Annotated in this window: 20 protein-coding genes; 15 read left to right on the top strand and 5 right to left on the bottom strand. The window is 37.0% G+C overall.

Features of this window, described 5'->3' with window-relative positions; genetic code table 11:
- Window positions 1-68: 68 nt before the first annotated feature.
- Window positions 69-764, bottom strand: coding sequence for a glycerophosphodiester phosphodiesterase (locus G6O73_RS09485; RefSeq protein ID WP_057886564.1), 696 nt, complete (start codon window positions 762-764; stop codon window positions 69-71).
- A gap of 311 nt (window positions 765-1,075) precedes the next feature.
- Between G6O73_RS09485 and G6O73_RS09480 the strand changes: the two genes are divergently transcribed.
- Entirely contained in the window at window positions 1,076-2,185 is a 1,110-nt protein-coding gene (locus G6O73_RS09480; protein WP_057886565.1) for an NADH-dependent flavin oxidoreductase, read from the top strand.
- Here the strand turns inward: G6O73_RS09480 and G6O73_RS09475 are convergent.
- Window positions 2,178-3,620, bottom strand: coding sequence for an MFS transporter (locus G6O73_RS09475; RefSeq protein ID WP_057886566.1), 1,443 nt, complete (start codon window positions 3,618-3,620; stop codon window positions 2,178-2,180). The genes G6O73_RS09480 and G6O73_RS09475 overlap by 8 nt on opposite strands.
- 251 nt (window positions 3,621-3,871) lie before the next feature.
- On the opposite strand from G6O73_RS09475, the gene G6O73_RS09470 reads away from it, so the two are divergent.
- Both G6O73_RS09470 and G6O73_RS09465 read left to right on the top strand, forming a co-directional pair.
- Window positions 3,872-4,066, top strand: a complete 195-nt coding sequence (locus G6O73_RS09470) for a CsbD family protein (RefSeq protein ID WP_057886567.1) — start codon at window positions 3,872-3,874, stop codon at window positions 4,064-4,066.
- 37 nt (window positions 4,067-4,103) lie between these two features.
- Window positions 4,104-4,349, top strand: coding sequence for a GlsB/YeaQ/YmgE family stress response membrane protein (locus tag G6O73_RS09465; RefSeq protein ID WP_057886568.1), 246 nt, complete (start codon window positions 4,104-4,106; stop codon window positions 4,347-4,349).
- Between the two features lie 109 nt (window positions 4,350-4,458).
- Here the strand turns inward: G6O73_RS09465 and G6O73_RS09460 are convergent, their stop codons facing one another.
- Both G6O73_RS09460 and G6O73_RS09455 read right to left on the bottom strand, forming a co-directional pair.
- Window positions 4,459-4,890, bottom strand: coding sequence for a universal stress protein (locus G6O73_RS09460; protein WP_057886569.1), 432 nt, complete (start codon window positions 4,888-4,890; stop codon window positions 4,459-4,461).
- 22 nt (window positions 4,891-4,912) lie between these two features.
- Window positions 4,913-6,487, bottom strand: coding sequence for an Nramp family divalent metal transporter (locus tag G6O73_RS09455; RefSeq protein WP_057886570.1), 1,575 nt, complete (start codon window positions 6,485-6,487; stop codon window positions 4,913-4,915).
- Window positions 6,488-6,675: 188 nt separating this feature from the next.
- Here G6O73_RS09455 and G6O73_RS09450 point away from each other — a divergent pair, with 188 nt between their 5' ends.
- The 3 genes from G6O73_RS09450 to G6O73_RS09440 all read left to right on the top strand — a co-directional run bounded on the left by G6O73_RS09450 (window position 6,676) and on the right by G6O73_RS09440 (window position 9,293).
- Entirely contained in the window at window positions 6,676-7,563 is an 888-nt protein-coding gene (locus tag G6O73_RS09450) for a diacylglycerol/lipid kinase family protein (RefSeq protein WP_057886571.1), read from the top strand.
- A 74-nt stretch (window positions 7,564-7,637) separates the two neighbouring features.
- Window positions 7,638-8,552: an aldo/keto reductase gene (locus G6O73_RS09445; protein ID WP_057886572.1), complete on the top strand. Its 915-nt coding sequence runs from the start codon at window positions 7,638-7,640 to the stop codon at window positions 8,550-8,552.
- Between the two features lie 129 nt (window positions 8,553-8,681).
- Complete coding sequence (locus G6O73_RS09440) at window positions 8,682-9,293, top strand: helix-turn-helix domain-containing protein (protein WP_057886573.1); 612 nt, start codon at window positions 8,682-8,684, stop codon at window positions 9,291-9,293.
- A gap of 52 nt (window positions 9,294-9,345) precedes the next feature.
- On the opposite strand, the gene G6O73_RS09435 is transcribed toward G6O73_RS09440, so the two are convergent.
- Entirely contained in the window at window positions 9,346-11,997 is a 2,652-nt protein-coding gene (locus G6O73_RS09435; protein WP_057886574.1) for a cation-translocating P-type ATPase, read from the bottom strand.
- Between the two features lie 170 nt (window positions 11,998-12,167).
- On the opposite strand from G6O73_RS09435, the gene mscL reads away from it, so the two are divergent.
- The 9 genes from mscL to G6O73_RS09390 all read left to right on the top strand — a co-directional run bounded on the left by mscL (window position 12,168) and on the right by G6O73_RS09390 (window position 21,295).
- Window positions 12,168-12,536 carry a large-conductance mechanosensitive channel protein MscL gene (mscL, locus tag G6O73_RS09430; RefSeq protein WP_057886575.1) on the top strand — a complete coding sequence of 123 codons (369 nt, stop codon included), beginning with the start codon at window positions 12,168-12,170 and terminating at the stop codon, window positions 12,534-12,536.
- A gap of 496 nt (window positions 12,537-13,032) precedes the next feature.
- Window positions 13,033-13,932 (top strand): helix-turn-helix domain-containing protein, encoded by a 900-nt coding sequence (locus G6O73_RS09425; RefSeq protein WP_057886576.1) that lies wholly within the window; start codon window positions 13,033-13,035, stop codon window positions 13,930-13,932.
- A gap of 89 nt (window positions 13,933-14,021) precedes the next feature.
- Window positions 14,022-14,162 carry a hypothetical protein gene (locus G6O73_RS09420; RefSeq protein WP_169787470.1) on the top strand — a complete coding sequence of 47 codons (141 nt, stop codon included), beginning with the start codon at window positions 14,022-14,024 and terminating at the stop codon, window positions 14,160-14,162.
- 122 nt (window positions 14,163-14,284) lie between these two features.
- Window positions 14,285-15,832 (top strand): ABC-F family ATP-binding cassette domain-containing protein, encoded by a 1,548-nt coding sequence (locus tag G6O73_RS09415; RefSeq protein WP_057886577.1) that lies wholly within the window; start codon window positions 14,285-14,287, stop codon window positions 15,830-15,832.
- Window positions 15,833-15,847: 15 nt separating this feature from the next.
- Entirely contained in the window at window positions 15,848-16,483 is a 636-nt protein-coding gene (locus G6O73_RS09410; protein WP_057886578.1) for a L,D-transpeptidase, read from the top strand.
- 307 nt (window positions 16,484-16,790) lie between these two features.
- Entirely contained in the window at window positions 16,791-18,527 is a 1,737-nt protein-coding gene (locus G6O73_RS09405; RefSeq protein WP_057886579.1) for a pyruvate oxidase, read from the top strand.
- A 188-nt stretch (window positions 18,528-18,715) separates the two neighbouring features.
- A complete protein-coding gene (locus G6O73_RS09400; RefSeq protein ID WP_057886580.1) occupies window positions 18,716-19,357 on the top strand; it encodes an NAD-dependent epimerase/dehydratase family protein in 642 nt (213 codons plus the stop codon).
- Between the two features lie 19 nt (window positions 19,358-19,376).
- Entirely contained in the window at window positions 19,377-20,789 is a 1,413-nt protein-coding gene (locus G6O73_RS09395; RefSeq protein WP_057886581.1) for a C69 family dipeptidase, read from the top strand.
- Window positions 20,790-20,833: 44 nt separating this feature from the next.
- Window positions 20,834-21,295 carry a hypothetical protein gene (locus G6O73_RS09390; RefSeq protein WP_057886582.1) on the top strand — a complete coding sequence of 154 codons (462 nt, stop codon included), beginning with the start codon at window positions 20,834-20,836 and terminating at the stop codon, window positions 21,293-21,295.
- Window positions 21,296-21,425: the final 130 nt, after the last annotated feature.

Here is a 21,425-nt window from a genome sequence, read left to right as displayed (position 1 = left end):
TTTTAATGTTATAATAACACAAAAGTTGTGCAAAACAAAAATTAAAGAAACAAACAATGTCGTTTTTATTAATTTGTAGTGACAGCCGTATCTCTGAGATGTCGAATTTTTTCAAAATCATTTGTAATAATACCAGCAACTTGGTTTTTTAATAGACGCCGGGCAATTAATGTATTGTCAATTGTCCAGATTCGCTGACAGGCAATGCCGGCTTGATAATGGTGTAGGTGCAAGCCAGCCAAATGTTCTTGTTGAATGAATTTTTGTGGATTGTCAACCCGATGTTTAGTTAACCAGCAATATTGACCTTGGGGTACCAATTCTTGACAAATTTTCAAGGTAGGCAGATTAAAAGATGAGAAAATTACCGGTTTAGCTAAGGGGGCCTGGGCAATCATTTTTAAGACTAATTGCTCGATTCCAGCGTAATGAATTTTGTCGGTTTTTAATTCCAGGTTAAGTTGAACTGGGTTCTCAGCAACTACATGCAAAAATTCGCTTAGAGTTGGAATCTTTTCTCCATTGCTAAGGTGATACTGGCGGATTTCATTTAAAGTTAATTGATTAATTTGCCCATGTCCATTACTGGTCCGATCAATTTTTTCATCGTGCATAACAATTGGAACTTGATCTTTGGTCAGATGAACATCAAACTCCAGACCGTCAATTTCTTGTTGGACAGCATAACGAAACCCAGCCAGAGAGTTTTCTGGGAATTTTTTTGGATAGCCGCGATGTCCGAAAATAAGTGTTTGTGGTAACATACTAGATCTCCTCATAATATATAATTTTTGCAGATATTTGATTTTAAACCAAAAATAATTTTTTGATATGATAGTTTTTGATGTCATAGTTCAATTCCAGCCATTAATTATAGTCATCTAAATAAAAAAAACAACTGAATTTCAAACAAACAACACGCTATAATCAATATAAAACAAGTAAGTAACTTTTTGGCTGTGAATTAGTAAAGATCTAGTAAATGTTAGTTAGATAAGTTTAACGGGAATTGCAGATATGATGTTAATTAACTATAATGATTGATAGCGTTTTTATAAACGGAGGCTGATACAAGATGGAGAAATTTTTAGAACCGTATCATTTTTCAAATGGCATGCAAATAAATAATCGGATTGTAATGGCTCCGATGACGACTCAATCCAGTTTTTTTGATGGAAGTGTAACTACAGATGAATTGCAATTTTATCGGCGGCGTTCAGGAGTTGGAATGATTATTACTGCGGTCGCCAATGTAAATTCACGTGGTAAAGGCTTTGAAGGTGAACTCTCAGCGGCTGACGATCGATTGCTGCCGAGCTTAACAGAATTGGCAGGAGCTATAAAAACTCGAGGCAGCAAAGCAATTTTGCAGTTATTCAGTGCCGGACGAATGACGAATTCAAAAATTTTACGTGGAGTACAGCCTCAAAGTGCTAGCGCTATCGCTGCAGTTCGTCCACAAGCAGAAATACCAGCTGAAATGACTAATGCTGAGATTGAACAGTTAATTGTTGATTTTGGTAAAGCAACTCGAAGGGCAATTCTAGCGGGTTTTGATGGAGTTGAACTGCATGGCGCTAATACTTATTTATTGCAGCAATTTTTCTCTCCTCATAGTAATCGGCGCCACGACAAATGGGGTGGAAATTTAAAAAATCGGTTGCGCTTACCCTTAGCAGTTGTTGAAGAAGCACATCAAGTAATCCGTCGCTATGCTCGCCATCCATTTTTATTAGGTTATCGTTTTTCGCCAGAAGAAATCGAAACTCCAGGGATCAGGTTAACTGATACTCTGGAGTTAGTTGAGGCTTTAGCAAGCAGTCCACTTGATTATCTGCATACTTCATTAGGATCAGCTTGGCGGCCAGCTCTACAATCGAAAGAAAGTCCTTTGCCGATTAATCAACAGATTTTAACTGTTTTACAGCAACGTAAGCCATTAATTGTGGTTGGAAGCTTAGCTACTCCAATTGAAGTTAGCAAAACTATTTCACAAGGTGCAACCTTTGCTGCTATGGGACGAGAACTATTAAGAGAACCGGAATGGCTGGAAAAAATTCGAGCTGGTCAAACGGAGCATCTTCGTTATCAGCTCGATCGTCAAGAAATGGATGAACTTGACATTCCGAAAGCTATGCAATATTTTTTAGAAACTAATTTCGCAGAAACAATGGATTTCAGCTGATAATTTTGCGATTGGGATCAAACCAATTACACAATAATACTAGAATGAACAAACCAATTACTAAAAAGAAAACTGAATGTAAACCACTTAAAAGTGCTGATTTAACGAGCGATAAGTCTTTGCTGGTTAGACCAGCGCTTTTTCCGGTAATGACTTGATTGATCGATTTCTGTAAACTTTTTGGTAAATGAAATGCTAATACCAAGTTAAAAATTGATCCGTAAACACCTGTAAATAGCGTTTGCCCTAGTGAACGACCAAGAGTGACAACTGCACTGGCTGAAGCAATTAATTTGGTTGGAACCAACTGCTGGCTTAACATGATATTCATTGTAATCACAATACCCATCCCGCCCCCACTAACAGCTGCTACAAAATAAAACAGCCAATAAGGGAAATGACTTCCAGCCAATAATAGTCCGAGATATGCGGTAGCTTGAACTGCAATTACTACCAATGCAATTTTCCGTGGAGCAAAATTACTCAATAGTCGGCCAATAGCAAACGAGGCGGCTAGCCAGCAAACAGAGCTAGATGTAACTACTAAGCCGGCCTCTGTTGCGCCAATATGATATAAAGATTGTAACCAAATTGGAAAATAGATTTGATAGCCAATTAAAATGCCGCTTAAAATAGTGGCAGTGATAATTTGAACATTAAAAGTTTTGTTTTTAAAGATGGTTAGTGGTAATAATGGATAGCCACTGCGCTGTTCATGAAAAAGAAAAACAACTAACAAGCCTAGAGAAACAATTATCAGCAACCAACCGACTAAAGGAATTTGTTGTAACAGTTGAATGCCGATTAGCAGCGCTGTCAGACCACTTGCCAACCACCAACAGCCCCAACTATCAATTTTCATTTGACTGTGTGGGATCGGTGCTTCTATATAGCGGAAATGCATAATTAACCAGACGAGGATTCCTAAGGGTACATTGACAAAAAATACCCAGTGCCATGATAAGTTTTCTACTAGAAGGCCACCTAAAAGGGGACCGATTAAAGCTGAGAGTCCCCAAGCTGTATTAGTGAAAGCCATAATGCGGGCACGTTCTTTAAATGTGTAGACATCAGCGATAATTGTGAATGTTAGCGGAATAACTGCTCCGGCACCACATCCTTGGAGTGCTCGAGCAGCAATTAACCAAAAAATATTAACGGAAATGCCACTAAGAAATGAACCAAGGGTAAATAAGATTACGCCCAATTGAAATAATATTTTTCTACCGTAAGTATCGGCTAATTTTCCATAAATTAGGGTTGAGATAGCGGTTGTTAATAAATAAGAACTCATAATCCAACTCTGAAATCGCAGTCCGTGCAATGCACTGATGATTTCTGGTAAAGCGGTTGTGACAATTGTTACCTCAACCGAAGTCATAAAAGTTGCGATGAAAATTGCCGCCATAATCCATGATCGGCTGAACTTTTTCATGTAATAATTCTCCTTTGATAATTTTTTATTAAAAGCTGAAATCAGTTTAAATAACTCCTTATTGATTTTATCATAAGTGTGTTAATTGAATTGTTTGACCTGGTTAAGTTATTTGTTATTAGACGGTAAAAATTGTTTAATAAAGCGTAAAATTTGAATAAAATTTTGTGACATGATAACATTTATATGGAACTAATTGAGAATTAGTTTATTTTTAAACCACTATAATAGACTTGAGGGAGGGGCTAATTATGTCATTTGAAGATAAAATGAAGAATACCAAAGATAAAGTTGCTGGTAAAGCCAAAGAAACTGAAGGTAAAGTTACTGGTGACAAAGCTCGCGAAGCACAAGGCAAAGGCCAAAATCTTTTTGGTAAGGCTAAAGAGAAGTTGGATGAAGCCGCTGATACAATTAAAGAAAAAATTGATCAACATAAAGATTAGCTTAATCAAGGCCTAAGTTAGAAAGGGGAAATGACATATGTTTCATTGGTTATGGGTTTTAATTATTGGTGCAGTTATCGGTGCAATTGCAGGTGCGATTACTAGCAAGGGTAAATCGATGGGGTGGATTAGCAATATTATTGCTGGATTAGTCGGTTCAGCAATTGGTGAGGCTGTTTTGGGCTCCTGGGGACCACAGTTAGCAGGAATGGCAGTTATTCCTTCAATCATCGGTGCAGTTGTGCTGGTTTGGATTGTTTCTTGGGTTCTTTCCAAGAGATAAGTTAATTTAAAAATTCATCAAATTAAATAAGGAGCAAGTTCATATCTTATGAACTTGCTCCTTATTTGCTTAGATGATCGGTCTAAGATATTACCACACTTCAATGCTTTTAACGAATTACTAGGACGGAAATCGGTGAGTACTTAGCCATATAAGCAGCTTGACTACCAAAGCGCCGTGCAAGTCCTTTTTTAGCACAAGAACCGATAATCAGTAAATCAGGTTCAACATGCGGAATCACATCTTTGACGATTGTTTCACCAGCGTTACCTTCTGCAACAATCGAACGTACTTTTTTGACTCCGGCATCTTGAGCTTGTTTTTGGTATTTGAGAATGTGTTGTTCAAGCTCTTCACGTTCACCATGAATGTAATCTTTACTTAAAGCTTGATAAACACTCATTTCATTGCTTTCAAGCACTGAAACGATAACTAACTCAGCATTACTGATTTTTGCTCGCTTAATAGCATAATTAAAGGCTAGTAGGGCATCTCCTGAATCATCAACGCCAACTAAGATTCGTTTAAAATCATCATTCATTTGTATACACTCCCTTGGCAGATTATTTAGCTACTGCAGCTGCTTGCTCACGTTCAACCCGTTTGTTGCCTAAATAAAGTTCAACAACTGTCCAAACTAATAAGGCTAAAACAGCGAAAATTACAATATAGGATAAAGTATCAGCCATAGCTAAAGCACTCTTCGAGGCATTGCTACCCAAGAAGCCTTCAAACTGACCTGGCAGACCAATTAAGTTCAAGTAGGTTAAACCAACAACCGATAGCCAGCCAAGAACTTTAATCCAAAGCGCATTTTTAAATTTACCCATCTCTAAACGACTATCAGTCATCATCAATAGCGGTAACATTGAAAATGGCAACGCGAAAGCTAAGAAAACCTGTGAATTATTCATCAAATCATTTAAAGCTTCATGTTGTTGGATAGCTGTTTGACCACCTGTCATCGAAACACAGATTAAAACAGGGATAACTGAAATCAATCGAGTTACCAAACGACGTAACCATAATGGCATCCGCATATGAACGAAACCTTCCATGATGACCTGACCAGTTAAAGTTCCGGTAATAGTCGAATTTTGACCAGATGCTAACAAAGCAACCGCAAACAAAGTTGAAAGGATTCCAGAACGCGCAACACTGATCAAAACTCCATTGCTCAATGTTGAGGTATCAGATAAAGCTTGGAACAGTCCGAAGAATGAAGGATCTTTTACGGCACCAGTCTTGAAAACTGCAACTCCCATGATTAACAACAAAGCATTAACAAAGAAAGCAGCTGTTAGCTGGATATTAGAATCCCAAGCAGAAAAGCGAACAGCTTGAGCCACGTCTTCTTCATCGTTATGGTCAATTTTACGAGTCTGTGAAATAGCTGAGTGCAAGTACAGATTATGCGGCATAACAGTTGCCCCGATAATTCCTAAAGCGCCATTTAACGGAGTTTCACCACCAACCTTAACTGATGATGAGAAAGTTTGACTTGTTGGGATTAAACCCTTAAAGACGCTTCCCCAAGATGGGTCAGATAAAGCAACTTGATAAACAAAAACAAATAAAATAACTAAAATTAGGCAAACAACAATTGCTTCAATTTTACGGAAACCAATTTTTGTCAGTAATAATAAGAGCAAAACATCGAATACGGTGATAAAGACCGCAATAACTAATGGGATGTGGAACAATAAATAAAGAGCAATAGCGGCACCGATAACTTCAGCGATATCAGTTGCCATAATTGCAAGTTCAGTTAAAATCCACAAAACAATTCCTAAAGCTTTTCCAGTTCTAGCGCGAATAGCTTGGGCAAGATCCATTTGGCTCACAATTCCAAGTTTGGCTGCCATGTATTGTAATAACATCGCAATCAAGCTTGACATTAAGATGACGGACATTAGTAAATATTGGAAATTTTGTCCACCTGTGATGGAAGTTGACCAGTTACCGGGATCCATATAACCAACCGCAACTAAAGCGCCTGGGCCGGAATAAGCAAATAAAGTTTTCCAAAAGCCTTTACCGTGGGGAACTGAAACTGTTCCATTAATTTCTTCTAGTGAAGGGCCATTGGCATATTCAATTAGCTTATGCCGTTGATGCTTAGATTTTTCTTCGCTCAAAATGATAACCACCTTTCAATATTCCTGAGCTGAATTAATTGTACACCAAATTTACTGCGATGAAAACATTTTTTAGGTGAGCCTTATAAAAAAATCAATCGAGCCTTTAAGATACTGATTGCACCAGACTTTATAGTATAATTAAATTGGATGGAAATGATTGAAAAGAAATGAAAGGAGCTGAGAAAATGACCAAAAAAAATTTGATTTTTTTCAATAGTAAATCTGGTGAGGGCAAATCTGCTGAAATTGCCGACTATGTAGTTGAACAATTAGAAAAGAATGGTCAACAAGCAGAGAAGTTATTGACTTCCTCTAAAGAAGAAGCAATAGAAAAGATTCGTACACAGTCAGCTGGCTATCAGCGATTAATTTGTATTGGAGGAGATGGAACTTTAAATGTTGCTTTAACCGGATTGTTGCATGTTAAACAACGACCAGTTCTAGGTGTAATCCCCGCAGGAACCGTGAATAATTTTGCTCAAAAATGGAATTTACCGTTAGAGTATCATGAGGCATTGAAAGTAATTTTAGCTGAAAGTCATCGTTCAATTGGCATTGGCGAGTGTAATGGACAGGCAATTGTTAGTTCACTGATGTTTGGTAGTTTAGCCGAGGTATCTAATCGAGTTCGCCAACAAGATAAACAAAAATATGGTCTTTTGGTATATCCTTGGCAAGCAATTAAGCAATTACCGAAACAGCGTTCTTATCCAATTGAGTTTTACAATTCGTTAGTTGCAATGGATGCCAAGGTTTGGGTCTGCTTAATTTCCACTTCAAATTATATTGCTGGTCGACGTTACTTGGAAGAAGATAGCAATAGTCTGCATCTAACAATGCTGAATAACATGAAAATCAATAAACTGCTGAATTATGGTTATTTTGCTTTGACAGGTAATTTACGGCGCTCGACAACGCTAACTTCTTTTGATTTTAAAAAATTAAACGTCCGAACTTTATCTGATAAAAGAATTTCAACTCGAATTGATGGTGATCCAGGACCGTATTTGCCATTACAGTTAAGTTGGCATCCTAATTTTATTGAATGTTGTGTTACTGAAAAAATCTTTTAATGTTGAGCAAAGTTGTACTTTTTATTTGTAAGTGCTTTTATAATGAAGTTACATTGATAAAAAGGAGTGCTTTTATGACAACAATTAATATTGGAAATAGTTCGGTAGTTACAACTAAACTAGGTTTAGGAACGAATAAAGTTGGCGGGCATAATTTGTTCAAGAACTTGCAAGATCAAGATGGTTATGCTGTTGTTAAAGAAGCTTTAGAACAAGGAATTCAACTACTAGACACTGCTTACATGTATGGTTTGGGGCGCTCTGAAGAAATTATTGGAGATGTTATTCAAAAATATGATCGTGAGAAGGTTGTAATTGCCACCAAAGCAGCTCAAGATCCGCAGCATGATTTGAAAATAAATAACCAACCAGCTTTTCTGAAGCAAGCTGTCGATGATGCGCTGAAGCGCCTGAAAACTGACTATATTGATATTTTCTATATTCATTTTCCAGATGATCAGACACCAAAAGCAGAAGCCGTTGCGGCCTTAAATGATTTGAAAAAAGCTGGGAAGATTAAGGCGGTTGGAATTTCGAATTTTACTTTGGATCAAGTTAAAGAAGCTAACCAAGCAGGCGGTGTAGACATTGTTGAGGATCACTATAGTTTGGTTCATCGTCAAGCAGAAAAAGAGTTGTTCCCGTACTTAAAGGCTAACAATATTACCTTCGTCCCATATTTTCCATTGGCAGCTGGATTGTTAACTGGTAAATATCAGGAAAATGATGCAACAAAATTTAAGCAGTTTACTACTGAGGAATTTAAGCAGATTATCGCTAATGTTGATCAAGTTAGAACAATTGCTAAACAACATGATGCAACGGTTGCTCAAACGATTCTAGCCTGGTATTTAGCTAATCCAGCAATTGGAGTTGTGATTCCTGGTGCTCGTAAACCTGAACAAGTTCGTAGTAATGTCAAAGCGTTGACGGTTAAGTTGACGATGGATGAGTATCAGCAAATTGATCAATTGTTCAAAGAAGTTTAAGCGGTCGATTATATTTGTTTACTAAGCAGTTTAGCTGAAGAAACCCTTAGAAAAGGGCAAGCAATGATTCTTTGCTTGCTCTTTTTGCTTTTTTTAGTCACAATTAACTTGCAAGTGAGGAGGGCTCTGATGAGATTTGGCGAGCGGTTACAAAAAGCTAGGACAGAAATGAATTTAACGCAAGGAGCAGTTGCTCAGAAATTTTTTATTACCCGGCAAACAATTTCAAATTGGGAAAACGAAAAAACTTACCCTGATGTGGCCAGTTTGATTAAACTAAGTGATTATTATCATATTTCACTCGATACTTTATTAAAAGAAGATGTTGGAATGCGAGAGTATTTAGAAAAAAGAGAAGTAAGCAAAGAACTTAAGCCGATTTATCGAAATTTAATTCTAATTGATTTACTTTTATGTAGCCTATTATTAGGTGATGTCTTTAATTTAATTCACTTAGGTGCATTTATTTTGCCAATTTTACTGATGGTACTGCTAACCTTTTCGGCGATTTTCGATCTAAATAATTTTAATCAGACTCGTTTATTGGGCTTGAAGTATCAATGGCAAAAGTATCTATCGGGTGACAATGGATTAAAATATGCAGTCATCTTACCAGCTTTTCTCATAATTTCAGGAATGATCGCACTATCATTCAAAACAATTTCGATAGGTGTTGCTCTAACCGTAGTCGGAGTAGGATTATTATTTACCCTTATCCTGAGGAAAAAAGTTAATAAATAAAAATAAATGCCTCTCAATTTAAAAAATTAGAGGGCATTTATTTAGTTAATCGTTATTTTTTCAGAATTCGTTGAATGAGTTTCACAAGTTCAACGATTACTAGCATCAAACTGCCACCAATCAAAACAACTAGCCATTGCTGCCAAGCTAAGCCGGTTACTTTGAAGGTGTCATTGAAAGCTGGAATCAAAATTGTAGCAAACATTAAAACACTCGCCAAGATAATCGACCAATTAAAGGTACGATTGTTAAATAATTTGCTGGTAAAGATTGTTCCATGTAACGACTTCGAGTTGAATGCATGGAGCAACTGAATTAAGCCTAAGGTTGCAAAAGCCATCGTCAAGGCGTCAGCATGAATTAAACTACTTGAATGATGGAAAGGAAATGTTAAAGCAAGCCAATAGACACCAAGAGTCAATCCACCTTCGAGTAAACCTTGGTAAAGGATACTGGACATGACCCCATCGGAGAAGAAAGTAGCTTTTGAGCCGCGCGGTGTTCGCTTCATAATATCCGCTTCAGCTTTTTCAACTCCTAAAGCAATTGCGGGAAAAGTATCAGTTACTAGATTAATCCATAAAATTTGTGCCGGTGCGAAAATGTCCCAACCAAGCATGGTCATTAAAAAGAGTGTTAGAACTTCCCCTAAGTTAGCTGACAGTAAGTATTGAAGTGATTTTTGAATGTTGGCAAAGACGCGTCGTCCTTCACGAACGGCAGCAATAATTGTTGCAAAATTATCATCAGATAAGATGATATCACTAGCATTTTTGGCGACTTCGGTACCGGTAATTCCCATTCCAACTCCAATATCAGCAGTCTTTAAAGCGGGAGCATCATTAACCCCATCACCGGTCATTGCGACAATTTTGCCTTTTTTCTGCCAAGCCTTAACAATTTTCACTTTGTGTTCAGGAGCAACGCGTGCATAAACGGACCATTGCTCAATTTGTTTTTCTAACTCAGCAGTTGGTAATTGATCTAATTCATGGCCAGTAATGACACCTGCTTGATCAGCTGGTTGAATAATTTCCAATCTTTGGGCAATGGCAGTTGCAGTGTCACGATGATCACCTGTAATCATTAAGGTCCTAATTCCAGCACTCTTAGCTTCAGCAATGGCTTGTTTGACTTCAGGACGTTGCGGATCAATCATTCCAACCATTCCGATAAAAATCAGGTCTCTTTCAGCACTTTGCGATGATATGTCAGTAGTTGCTGGTTGATTGAAAGGCGCATAGGCGAATGCCAATACACGTAAGGCTTGAGTTGCTAGCTGATGATTTGCTGCTAAAATAGTTTTTTTGTCGGCAATGGTTAATTCTCTAACTTGGTTATTATCTAGAATTTTGCTTGAACGTTGGAGTAATTCATCTAAAGCGCCTTTGGTAAATAATTGTTTTTTTGTCGAATTAGGGATGTTTGTAACAGCTGACATTAGTTTTCGTTCTGAATCAAATGGAATTGAAGCTTGCCGGCTGAAGTCTTGTTTTAATTTAGCAACATTTAAATTTTGATCCAAAGCAAATTGGATTAAAGCTGTTTCGGTTGGATCACCACTTAAACCTTGCTCGGTTTGTTGGCTATCATTAGCTAAAACCATTGCTTGAACCAAGGGATCATTCAAGTTAGTTGAGTAGGTTGCAACGGTTGATAATTTCAAATTGCGGTAAATTTTTTCAACAGACATTTTATTTTGTGTTAGGGTTCCAGTTTTGTCAGAAGCAATAATTTGAGTTGCTCCTAAGGATTCAACTGCTGGTAATTTACGAATCAAGGCTTTCTTCTTAGCCATAACTTGAGTGCCTAAAGCTAAAGTTATGGTTACAATTGCCGGTAAACCCTCCGGAATTGCAGCAACAGCTAGCGAGATTGAGGTTAAAAGCATATTTAAAACACTTGAACGGTGTAAAGCAATTCCGATAATAAAAACTAAGGCAGCAATTACTAAAATTAAAATACTTAGTAATTTGCTAAGATGGGTAATGTTTTTTTGTAAGGGAGTGGTCGCTGATTCAGCTTTATTAAGCATCGTAGCAATTTTACCAACCTCAGTTTGCATGCCAATCGCGATCACGACTCCTTCAGCCGTTCCGTAAGTAACGTTAGTATTCATATAGGCTAAATTATGACGATCGCCTAGGGGCAGCTCGCTAGCCGTTAAAACTGCCGCTGATTTTTCAACGGGAACTGACTCACCTGTCAAAGCAGCTTCTTCGATTTTTAAATTATTGGTTTTCAGTAATCGCAAATCAGCTGGAATGATCTCTCCAGCTTCTAATAACACGATGTCTCCAGGAACAAGGTCGGCACTCTTAATAATCATAATTTTTCCCGCTCGCTTAACGCGAGAAGTAGTAGTAGTCATTTTTTTAAGTGCGTTAATGGCATTTTCGGCCTTGGCTTCCTGAAAGACTCCAAAAACAGCATTCAAAATTACAACTAGGAAAATAATGATAGCATCAGATAAATCGCCGGCAAACAAGGCAATAATAGCTGCAATCAGTAAAATAATGATCATCAGATTCTTAAATTGATTAAAGAATTTTTCCAACAAAGAAGCATTTTTTTGAGTATTTAAAGTGTTTGACCCAAATTTAGTAAGTCGCTTGTTAACTTCAATCGGTGTTAAACCAGAGGATGTTGAGGCTAGCACAGCAAGAGCTTCTTTGACGGTAAGTTGGTGATATTTTTTTGCCATTGTAGGTTATTCCTTTCACGTGTTTATTTAAAGTTAGCATAACTGCAACTATAACGGAAAGTTTTTGACTCGTTTAGCAAATTAATTTTGATTTATTAGTTGTTAATACTTGAAAATGTTTTTGTGGATTGCTAAAGTGTTCTTAATATATAAAAAGGGGACGTGCAATTTTGATAAAAGAATTCAAAGAGTTCATTTCACGTGGAAATGTTATTGATTTAGCTGTTGGGGTAATTATTGGGAGTGCTTTTACAGCGATTGTCAAATCATTAGTTAATTATTTGATTAATCCGTTTATTGGTCTATTTATTGGCGGAATTGATTTTTCGGACTGGGTTTTTAAAGTTGGTGATGCAACTTTTAAATTTGGAAGTTTTTTGAATTCAGTTATTAACTTCTTAATTATTGCCTTTGTTGTTTTCTTAATTGTTAAATTAGTCAACAAGCTTACTCCTAAAAAAGAAGTAGCTCCGGTGGTTGTTGCACCCGAGGTTAAATTGTTAGAAGAAATTCGTGACTTGCTCAAGGAAAAAAAATAGTCGATAGCGATTATAGTAATAGCTATTATTTTTGAATTACTATTATTTCAATATAAATAATATCTAGTCGGCAACAAAAACTGCTGTTTTTGTTGCCGATTTTTTAGCGAAATAAAGCCATTTTTTTTTGGTGTTCCAAAAACTATTCTTTTTAACGTCTTAATGAGCAAATTTGTTAGTTTAGATAATTACAATTTTTATTAGTTTCCATAATAATTGCTAATATTGGAAATAATTGGTTACTTTTTTGGACTTCTTTGGTACTATATTTAAGTAAGAGTTTGGTACTTAATCAAAACGATAGTTTCCCAAAAGAGAAGTTTAGTATAAAAAAAATGGGGAAGCTCCAAAAAATATCAGACTGTATTGGCTTAAAATTGGTAATTTTTAAACGCATTAAAAAGTTTTCAATTTTAGGGTACTACAGTATTCAATAATTTATTTTTTAGACGATTGTATATTTTATAACGCGAAGAGTGGAGGAATTTAAAAGATCATGAAGACGGGAGAACTAATTAGAAGCATTCGAACATCAAAGGGGATTAAAGCTAAAACAATTTACGATGGGTTGTTATCACGATCGATGTACTACAAGTATGAAAGTGGTTTAGTTGAGACGACAGCTGATACATTTTTACACATCCTTGATCGTTTGAATGTGGATTCAACAGAATTTATTGCACTTTTTGAGAAACAAAACAATGAACGAACTCATTATGAAGAATATCGTGAGAACTTGATGACTGCTTTCAAACAAAAAAATCTTAATGAAGTTCGTTTATTAGAGAAAAAAATTGAACGCGACTATCAAAGCAATCAATTGGTACGCTTTTATAATTTAAAATTGGTAGCATTGGCGATGAAAAAACATTTTGGTCATCATGAGAGTATCCTTCCAGAAAGACGGGAAGTAGTTCACTATCTTTCACGTAGCAAATATTGGAGTCATTATGAATATGAATTATTGGCTGACTCAATTTTTATGTTTGATGGTTCATCACTTGATAAATTATTAAGTGATCATGAATGGTTTAACAATGATGACGCTCAGGATATACGAATGGAGAATTTAAAGGTTAAAGTTCTCTGCGAAGCGATTTTGCTGTTTATTAAAACAGGTCGTGAGACTCAAGCATCACTTTACTTTAGTATTTTAGATCATATCGAGGTGGCAGCTGACAATGTTTATGCTAATGGCTGCAAAGACTTCTTTAAGGGACTTAAGGTAATTGAAGATGGCGATTATGAACAGGGAATCAAAATGGTTTCAGCCGCTTTTGCTCTATATCAAAAATTAGGAATGGAAGAATTATATCGCGAACAGGTTGATATTTTGCAAGCGTTGTTAAAATTCCGACTGCAAGAAAGTACTAGCCATCGTCAACGGAAGGCCTAGTGATATTTGTTGGAGATTACTTGAAAAAAATTGCATTTCAGTATAGAATTGAAAAATGCATAAGTTAAATTTGAAGGGAGGGGCGCAGCATGTCACAAAATACCCACGTAGGTGTTGCTAATGATCGTCGCCCGGTCAATCAGAAGAACATTAAAAAACGTCGTGCACAGCATCAGGCGGTTTTAGAATTCTTAAAGAGTCGTGCCGAATTAGAAGAAAAAACCAACTAAAGATCGATTAAGTTAAACTTGCCAGCATAAGACATCTCGACGTTTTATGCTGGTTTTTTTTGCATGAAATTGCGAGCCATAGCTGAAAGTATGATATACTTTCAGTTTGAGAGGAAGAGAAAATGAGTATTTTAGAAGTTGAAAACTTGTCGCAATCATTTGCTGATAAGCAATTGTATCACCGGGCGAGTTTTCGGGTAAATAAAGAAGATCACATGGGAGTGATTGGCCAAAACGGTGCGGGTAAAAGCACTTTAATCAAAATCATTACTGGACAGCAACTTCCTGATGACGGACAGATTAAATGGCAAAATGGAATTAGAATCGGTTACTTAGATCAGTATGCTCAAACAGCGCATGATTTAACGATTTTTGATTTTCTGAAATCGGCCTTTGCTGAACTCTACCGGATTAGTGAAGCTCAGGTAGCTTGTTATGAAAAATATGCCAAGACAGCTGATGATGAGTTATTGACTAAGGCTGGTCGTTATCAAGAACAGCTAGAAGCTGGCAATTTTTATGAATTGGAAACGCAGATTGATCAAGTAATGACAGGTTTAGGAATTGATGCACTGGGAAAAGAACGCCAAGTTGCTGAATGCAGTGGTGGTCAGCGGTCAAAAATAATTTTAGCGAAGCTATTATTGGAGCAGCCTGATATGTTACTCCTAGATGAACCAACCAATTATTTAGATGTTCAGCACATTGAATGGTTGATTAATTATTTAAATGCTTTTAGTGGTAGCTTTATGGTGGTTTCTCATGACTATAATTTTTTGGAACGAATTACCAATACAATTATTGATGTATCACTAGGAAAAATTACTAAGTACACCGGCAGTTTTCGATCAGCTTTGAAACAAAAAAAGCAAAAATTGGAAACACAACAAAAGGCTTATGCTAAACAGCAGCGGCAGATAGAAAAAGATGAAGCCTATATTCGAAAAAATAAAGCTGGTTCGCGTTCAACTTTGGCTAAGTCTCGTCAAAAAAGGCTTGATAAATTGGAGTTAGTTGATCCACCGGAAACGGCCAAACAGGCTAACTTTAAATTTCCGTATTTGGAAATCATGTCAGCCGAAACACTAGTTGTTAAAGATTTGTCTGTTGGGTATCAGCGACCACTATTAGAACCGGTAACTTTTACTTTAAGCCATGGAGAAAAAATGGTATTGCAAGGATTTAATGGTGTTGGTAAATCAACTTTAATTAAATCAATTTTGGGCAAAATTAAAGTTTTCGGCGGTCAAGCAAATTTTACAGATGCAGTGGTTGTAAATTATTTCAGTCAAGATTTAACTTGGGATCATTCTGATCAAACACCATTAAAAATTGTGCATGATCAATATCCAAAGCTTGAAGCAAAATTAATTCGTCAGCGGTTGGCGCGAGTAGGACTAACAGCCAGTAATATTATGAAGCCAATTAAATTACTGAGTGGTGGAGAACAAACTAAAGTTAAGCTGTGTTTACTTGAGTTAAAACCATGTAATTTTCTAATTATGGATGAACCAACAAATCATTTGGATGATGAAACTAAATTAGCTCTTAAAAAAGCTTTAATGGGTTTCAATGGTAATGTTTTACTAGTTACCCATGAGGCTGATTTTTATCAAGGATGGGTTGATCACATTTTAAATGTTGAAAATATACGTTTAAATCAAAAATAGGAGTGTGGATTTTAGATGAAGAAGGGGAAAACTTTAGCTTGGTTGATAGCTTTGATTTTTGTTGTCTTAGCTGGTTGGAGTTACGTTTATGTTAAGCAGGCAGAAAAACGAAATGCAGTTAAGATTGAAAAAGAAGAGCATAATGAACAAAATAAAAAATTAGCTTCACGGAATCGGCATTTGCGATATCCGATTAACTGGCGAAAATCTTCTCAAACAATTCAATATCCAAACGCAGCAGCGGTTACTGATCTTTCGGTTAAAGTATCTTTGACCGAGCAGCGGGTCTATCTTTTGTCGGGTAAAAAAACAATTTATACCATGTATGCGGCAACAACTAGAAAAATACAGGAAAAGTCAGCTCAAGTTCCTGTAGGCACGTCCGAAATAGAACCTAAAAAAGGTGAGTTTTTCTATAATCCGCAGACGGATCAAGGCGGTAAATATTGGGTTTCTTGGAAAGGAAATGGAAAGTATTTGTTTCAAACAGTTCCAACCAATATTCGGAAAGAATATTTAACTGATAAAGCTAGTTTGCTTGGTAAAAAAGAAAAAGTTAATACTCATGGTAATATTTGGCTTTCGGTAAAAGATGCCAAATGGTTCTATAATAATATTCCCAGTGGAACTAAAGTTGTCGTGGTTCGCTAAATAGTTCTAAAGTAAAGAGACTAAAGTATTTTTCTCGACTACGAGGTGAATACTTTTTTTGTTTAATTAGGCTAGTGAAAACTCGAACTTAACTCAATTGTTGATACCAACCTTGTGAAATTTAAAGCCTGATAATTATCAAGAATAAGTAAATGGTCCTTTTTTATAGTGAAAAATCATGTATTTCCATCAAATGAAAATAAAGTTTTGTGAATTCCAAGCAAAATATTATTGTGCAAAACCTTTTTAGCGGTAGAATAGATAAAGAACCAATTTTCGGAACCAACTATTGAGGGAGTGTTGCATGATGGCAAATATAAAAGGTTCAGACTTATTAGTTAATGTCTTAGTTGATTGGGGCGTAAGAAATGTTTATGGTCTCCCGGGTGATTCAATTGATACTACAATTGATGCTTTGCGGCGTCAAAAAGAAAAAATTAAATTTATTCAGGTCAGACATGAAGAAGTCGCAGCTTTAGCTGCAGCTGCAGATGCTAAATATACTGACAAATTAGGTGTTTGTTTATCGATCGGTGGTCCAGGGGCTATCCATATGTTAAATGGGCTTTACGATGCCAAAATGGACCATGTGCCGGTTTTAGCATTACTGGGCCAAGTAACTTCTAAGTCATTGAATGAGGGTTACTTTCAAGAAGTTAACACCCCTAAATTGTTTGATGATGTAGCAGTTTTTAACCGAACAATTACTTCAGTGGATAATTTAGCCGAGGTTGTTGACCAAGCAATTCGTAGTGCCTATGAAAACAAAGGTGTAGCAGTTTTGACAATTCCGGATGATATTCCTGATCAAACTTTGAAATCGGCCTATAACTCTTCAGCAAAAGCTTTTTCGCTAGCTAAACCAGAGTTGGACCAAGCACAATTAAAGCAGGCAGTTAATTTAATTCAGCAAGCAGACAAGCCAATTGTTTTGTTGGGTGTGGGTGCAAAAAGCGCTGGGGCGGAAATAAAGAAATTTGTTGAAACTAACCAAATTCCCTTTGTTGAAACTTTACCGGCTAAAGGAACGATTGCCGATGATCATCCAAACTCTTTAGGGAATGTCGGCAAACTGGGAACTAAACCATCCTATGAAGCAATGAAAAGTGCTGATTTATTGATCCTTTTGGGAACTAATTACCCGTATCGCCCATATTTGCCAGCTAAGGGTCAAGCAAAATGTATTCAAGTTGATATTAAAGCTGAAAACTTAGGAAAACGTTATGCAGTTGATACAGCTATCCAAGGAGATGTCGTTAAAACTGTTGCCGCGTTTAATCAGCAGGGCCAATTACGTAAGAACCAAAGTTTCTTGGCTGCTTGTCAAAAGAACATGGCTAACTGGAACAAGTGGATGGCTGATAAACGCCAATTAGATACAACGCCAGCCTCACCAGAAAGTATGGTGGCCTATATTGATCAAACTGCTCCAGCCAATTTGATTTACTCAATTGATGTTGGGACTTCAACTTCTTGGAGTGCACGTTTCTTACATGTTAAGGAAACGCAGAAGTTTGCGATATCGGCTTGGTTGGGAACAATGGGTTGTGGTTTGCCAGGAGCAATCGCTGCGCAAGTTGCTTACCCCGATCGGCGAGTGTTGACTTTAAACGGTGATGGGGCCTTTGCAATGGTAATGCAAGACTTTGTAACAGCCGTTAAATACAAGCTGCCAATTATCTGTGTGGTAATTAATAATCAAAAATTGGCATTTATTGAATATGAGCAGCAATCAGCTGGCCAATTGAATTATCAAATAGATTTAGCTGACATGGATTATGCAAAATTTGCTGAAGCTTGTGGCGGAGTGGGTATCAATGTTAAGAGTAATGCCGAGTTTAAACAAGCTTTAGATCAAGCATATCAAGTTACGGATAAGCCAATTTTGATTAACGCTTATGTGAAGGATAACGCGCCATTACCAGGCAAAATCGTCATGGAAGAAGCTAAAGGCTATATGAAGTTCGGGCAAGAATACTTGGAAAATTATTGGAAGATTCCAGAATTACCACCATTTAAGGATATTTTGCGCCAGTTCTTTTAAAGAAAACTGCCAAAGTAATTGAAAGTAGTCAAGCAAATCTTAAATTTTACAGAATAAAATTCAAATTATCGGACAAACGGCAAATTTTTTGTTTAGCTAGTCAATGGAGAAGCTCAATCCTATGTTCTAGTTACATAAAAAGTGCTGAGTTTGTCCTTTTTTTAGATTAAATTAAAGTAGGTGACGAAATGAGCGCAAGGATTAAAGTTGTAGTTTTAGGAGGATCAGGTTTTGTAGGACGAGGGTTACTAGCTGAACTTGCCAATGATTCGCGTTTTGTGATTACAAGTTTATCGCGTTCAGGTGGTAATTCAGAGCTACAGCGTAAGTTTCCGCAGGTGAAGTGGCTGCAGGTGGACTTGCAGCGACCAGCTGAGGCTTGGCTTAACCAAGTTGTGCAGGCTGACTGGATAATTGATTTAATTGGAGTTTTGTTTGCTAAAAACCAAGATGCCTACCGAAAGTTAACCCTAACTCCATTATTACCGCTGATTAAACAGTTGGGGTCGGCAGGCCAGACACGCTTCTTGTTTGCTTCAGCAAATCGAGCACCGTTCTTTTTAAAAAACTATTTGGTTGTCAAAAAAGAAATGGAAAAGCTTCTGCGATCAAAACTCGGTCAAAGAGCGGTATTGCTTTATCCCGGTTTGATTTATAATAGAGAACGATACAGTAATTGGTTGTTGGCACAGATCTTACTAAAAATCGGGAAAATTCCCGGTTTTCAGCAATTAATAACAACTTTTCGAGTAATTTCACGCCAAGAGTTTAGCCAGCAAGTTAAATTAGTCTTGCTTGAGCAGCCAAGTTACTTGGAAAAGAGAACATAGGTAGCAAGGAGTAGAAGAAATGGAAAAAGCATGTACTTCAATTTTAGTTGGGAAAAAAGCAACAGTTGATGGTTCGGTGATGATTGCTAGAAATGATGACACCTTTTTGCCTTTGACACCGCAACGATTTGTTATGCGGCCAGCTATCGCACAGGCTCGCCAATTGGTTTCGAATCAAAATGGTTTTAAAGGTAATTTACCAGCCAACGGATTGCGTTATACAGCGACCCCCAATGCCGATGTTGAAAAAAATGGTCTATTTGAGGAAAGTTCGATTAATGCGGCTAATGTCGCGGTTTCAGCTACTGAGAGTGTTTATGGTAATCCACGCGCCCTGGCTTATGATCCTTGGTTACCTAATGGGTTAGCAGAGGACTGTCTGCCAACGATGGTAGTCCCTTACATTCAATCAGCTCGGCAAGGGGTTGAGTACTTAGGACAACTGATTGCGAAATATGGTTCACCAGAAGGCAACGGGGTTTTGTTTGCCGATCAAAATGAAGCTTGGTATATGGAAATTGTGACTGGTCATCATTGGGCAGCTACCCGAATTCCAGATGATGCTTATGTGATTACGGCTAATCAGGTGGCTCAACAGAAAATTGATTTTGATGACTCCCAAAATTATTTGTGGTCAAAGGGTATTAGAGAATTTGTTGTTGAGCATAGTCTTAATCCAGAACGTGAATCTTGGAATTTTCGTCGAATTTTTGGGACAAATACTGAAAAAGACCGTCATTATAATACACCGCGGGTCTGGTACGGTCAGCGCTATCTGACTCCAAGCATTCAACAAGAGCCAACCTCAGCTGAATTGCCATTTATTTGTCGGGCTGATCGATTAATCTCTATTGAAGATTTGCAATATATTTTGGGATCACACTATAATGAAACCAAGTTTGATCCTTTAGGTCATGGATCTGCGGAAGATCGGTTACGTTTCCGACCAATTTCATTAAATCGCACTCAAAATTCACATATTTTGCAACTACGCAATCAAGTGGCTAAACAAAATTCAGCAATTATGTGGTTATGTTTTGGAATTCCATCATTTGCACCGTACTTGCCATTTTATACCAATACGACTGTGGTCCCAACCAATTGGAGTCAAACGCCACTGACTTTTGACTTAAAAAGTGCCTATTGGTTATATCGGGCGGTTTCAATGCTGACAGAAACGCATTACGCACAGTTTATTCAAAAAGATGCTGATTATTTAACTGCTTGTCGTCAAGTAATTTACCAATTTTTACAACAGACAGATAATCAAGCCGCTAAAATTTCTCCTGATAAGGTTCCAGTTTATTTGGCTGAGCAAAATCAAAATTTAGCAACGATGATTGAGAAAAAAACATTGCAGCAAGTCAGTGACTATATTTCACAAGGTTTGACATTATCTAAACTAACTTTTAATATGGATAAGAATCTTTAACTAAGGTTAAGAGTTTCGATTTTTATTAGTCTGGATGTGAATTTATGAAAATAAAAGTTGCTGATTTTATGCAGCAGATCGATGGGCAAAATTATCAAAATGATGTTTTGCCAGCTGTTGATGCAGTTGAAAAGATTACGGAGCAAAAGTTAACTGAGATTTTACAGCCGTTGTTTGAACATTTTGCTAAACTAATTGCTGCTGAGAAATTAGGGCGGATTGAGCAACCGGTAAATTTCGTTGGTCAGGTGGTAACAATTGCGTTGGAAACTGGTGTTATCAATTTGCCGTTTGCCAATAACAATCATGTCGATAATTTTTTTGATAGTGATACTGAAACTGAAGTGTTAGCTAATCTGGTAGTAACTTCACCTAAACTAAATGCTTCTGGTTTGCGGATTGATACTTTAGGAGAAATCACACAATGGACGGAACAACAGCAGCAACAGGCTGTAAAAATGTTTGCGGCTGATCTGAAGCAATTGGTAAAAAATGTGGCTGACTAACGTCAAAGTTGAATTGATTTTTAGCTGAATAATTACGCGGAGGAGATTAAAGATACCTCCGCTTTTTTATAATCAATTAAAGAATGGCTTTTTAGGTGGTTAAAGTACCAATCAACCTTAGAAAAATGTT

It is taken from the genome of Liquorilactobacillus nagelii DSM 13675 (genome assembly GCF_019444005.1).
Classification (GTDB): domain Bacteria; phylum Bacillota; class Bacilli; order Lactobacillales; family Lactobacillaceae; genus Liquorilactobacillus; species Liquorilactobacillus nagelii.
The sequence above is the reverse complement of the archived record's forward strand: the minus strand, read 5'-3'. Positions and strand labels throughout refer to the sequence as shown.

Bases quoted from the DNA above. Each gene is read 5' to 3' on its own strand.
- G6O73_RS09485 (WP_057886564.1), bottom strand. From the start codon at position 764: ATGTTACCACAAACACTTATTTTCGGACATCGCGGCTATCCAAAAAAA.
- G6O73_RS09480 (WP_057886565.1), top strand. From the start codon at position 1,076: ATGGAGAAATTTTTAGAACCGTATCATTTTTCAAATGGCATGCAAATA.
- G6O73_RS09475 (WP_057886566.1), bottom strand. From the start codon at position 3,620: ATGAAAAAGTTCAGCCGATCATGGATTATGGCGGCAATTTTCATCGCA.
- G6O73_RS09470 (WP_057886567.1), top strand. From the start codon at position 3,872: ATGTCATTTGAAGATAAAATGAAGAATACCAAAGATAAAGTTGCTGGT.
- G6O73_RS09465 (WP_057886568.1), top strand. From the start codon at position 4,104: ATGTTTCATTGGTTATGGGTTTTAATTATTGGTGCAGTTATCGGTGCA.
- G6O73_RS09460 (WP_057886569.1), bottom strand. From the start codon at position 4,890: ATGAATGATGATTTTAAACGAATCTTAGTTGGCGTTGATGATTCAGGA.
- G6O73_RS09450 (WP_057886571.1), top strand. From the start codon at position 6,676: ATGACCAAAAAAAATTTGATTTTTTTCAATAGTAAATCTGGTGAGGGC.
- G6O73_RS09445 (WP_057886572.1), top strand. From the start codon at position 7,638: ATGACAACAATTAATATTGGAAATAGTTCGGTAGTTACAACTAAACTA.
- G6O73_RS09440 (WP_057886573.1), top strand. From the start codon at position 8,682: ATGAGATTTGGCGAGCGGTTACAAAAAGCTAGGACAGAAATGAATTTA.
- G6O73_RS09435 (WP_057886574.1), bottom strand. From the start codon at position 11,997: ATGGCAAAAAAATATCACCAACTTACCGTCAAAGAAGCTCTTGCTGTG.
- G6O73_RS09425 (WP_057886576.1), top strand. From the start codon at position 13,033: ATGAAGACGGGAGAACTAATTAGAAGCATTCGAACATCAAAGGGGATT.
- G6O73_RS09420 (WP_169787470.1), top strand. From the start codon at position 14,022: ATGTCACAAAATACCCACGTAGGTGTTGCTAATGATCGTCGCCCGGTC.
- G6O73_RS09415 (WP_057886577.1), top strand. From the start codon at position 14,285: ATGAGTATTTTAGAAGTTGAAAACTTGTCGCAATCATTTGCTGATAAG.
- G6O73_RS09410 (WP_057886578.1), top strand. From the start codon at position 15,848: ATGAAGAAGGGGAAAACTTTAGCTTGGTTGATAGCTTTGATTTTTGTT.
- G6O73_RS09405 (WP_057886579.1), top strand. From the start codon at position 16,791: ATGGCAAATATAAAAGGTTCAGACTTATTAGTTAATGTCTTAGTTGAT.
- G6O73_RS09400 (WP_057886580.1), top strand. From the start codon at position 18,716: ATGAGCGCAAGGATTAAAGTTGTAGTTTTAGGAGGATCAGGTTTTGTA.
- G6O73_RS09395 (WP_057886581.1), top strand. From the start codon at position 19,377: ATGGAAAAAGCATGTACTTCAATTTTAGTTGGGAAAAAAGCAACAGTT.
- G6O73_RS09390 (WP_057886582.1), top strand. From the start codon at position 20,834: ATGAAAATAAAAGTTGCTGATTTTATGCAGCAGATCGATGGGCAAAAT.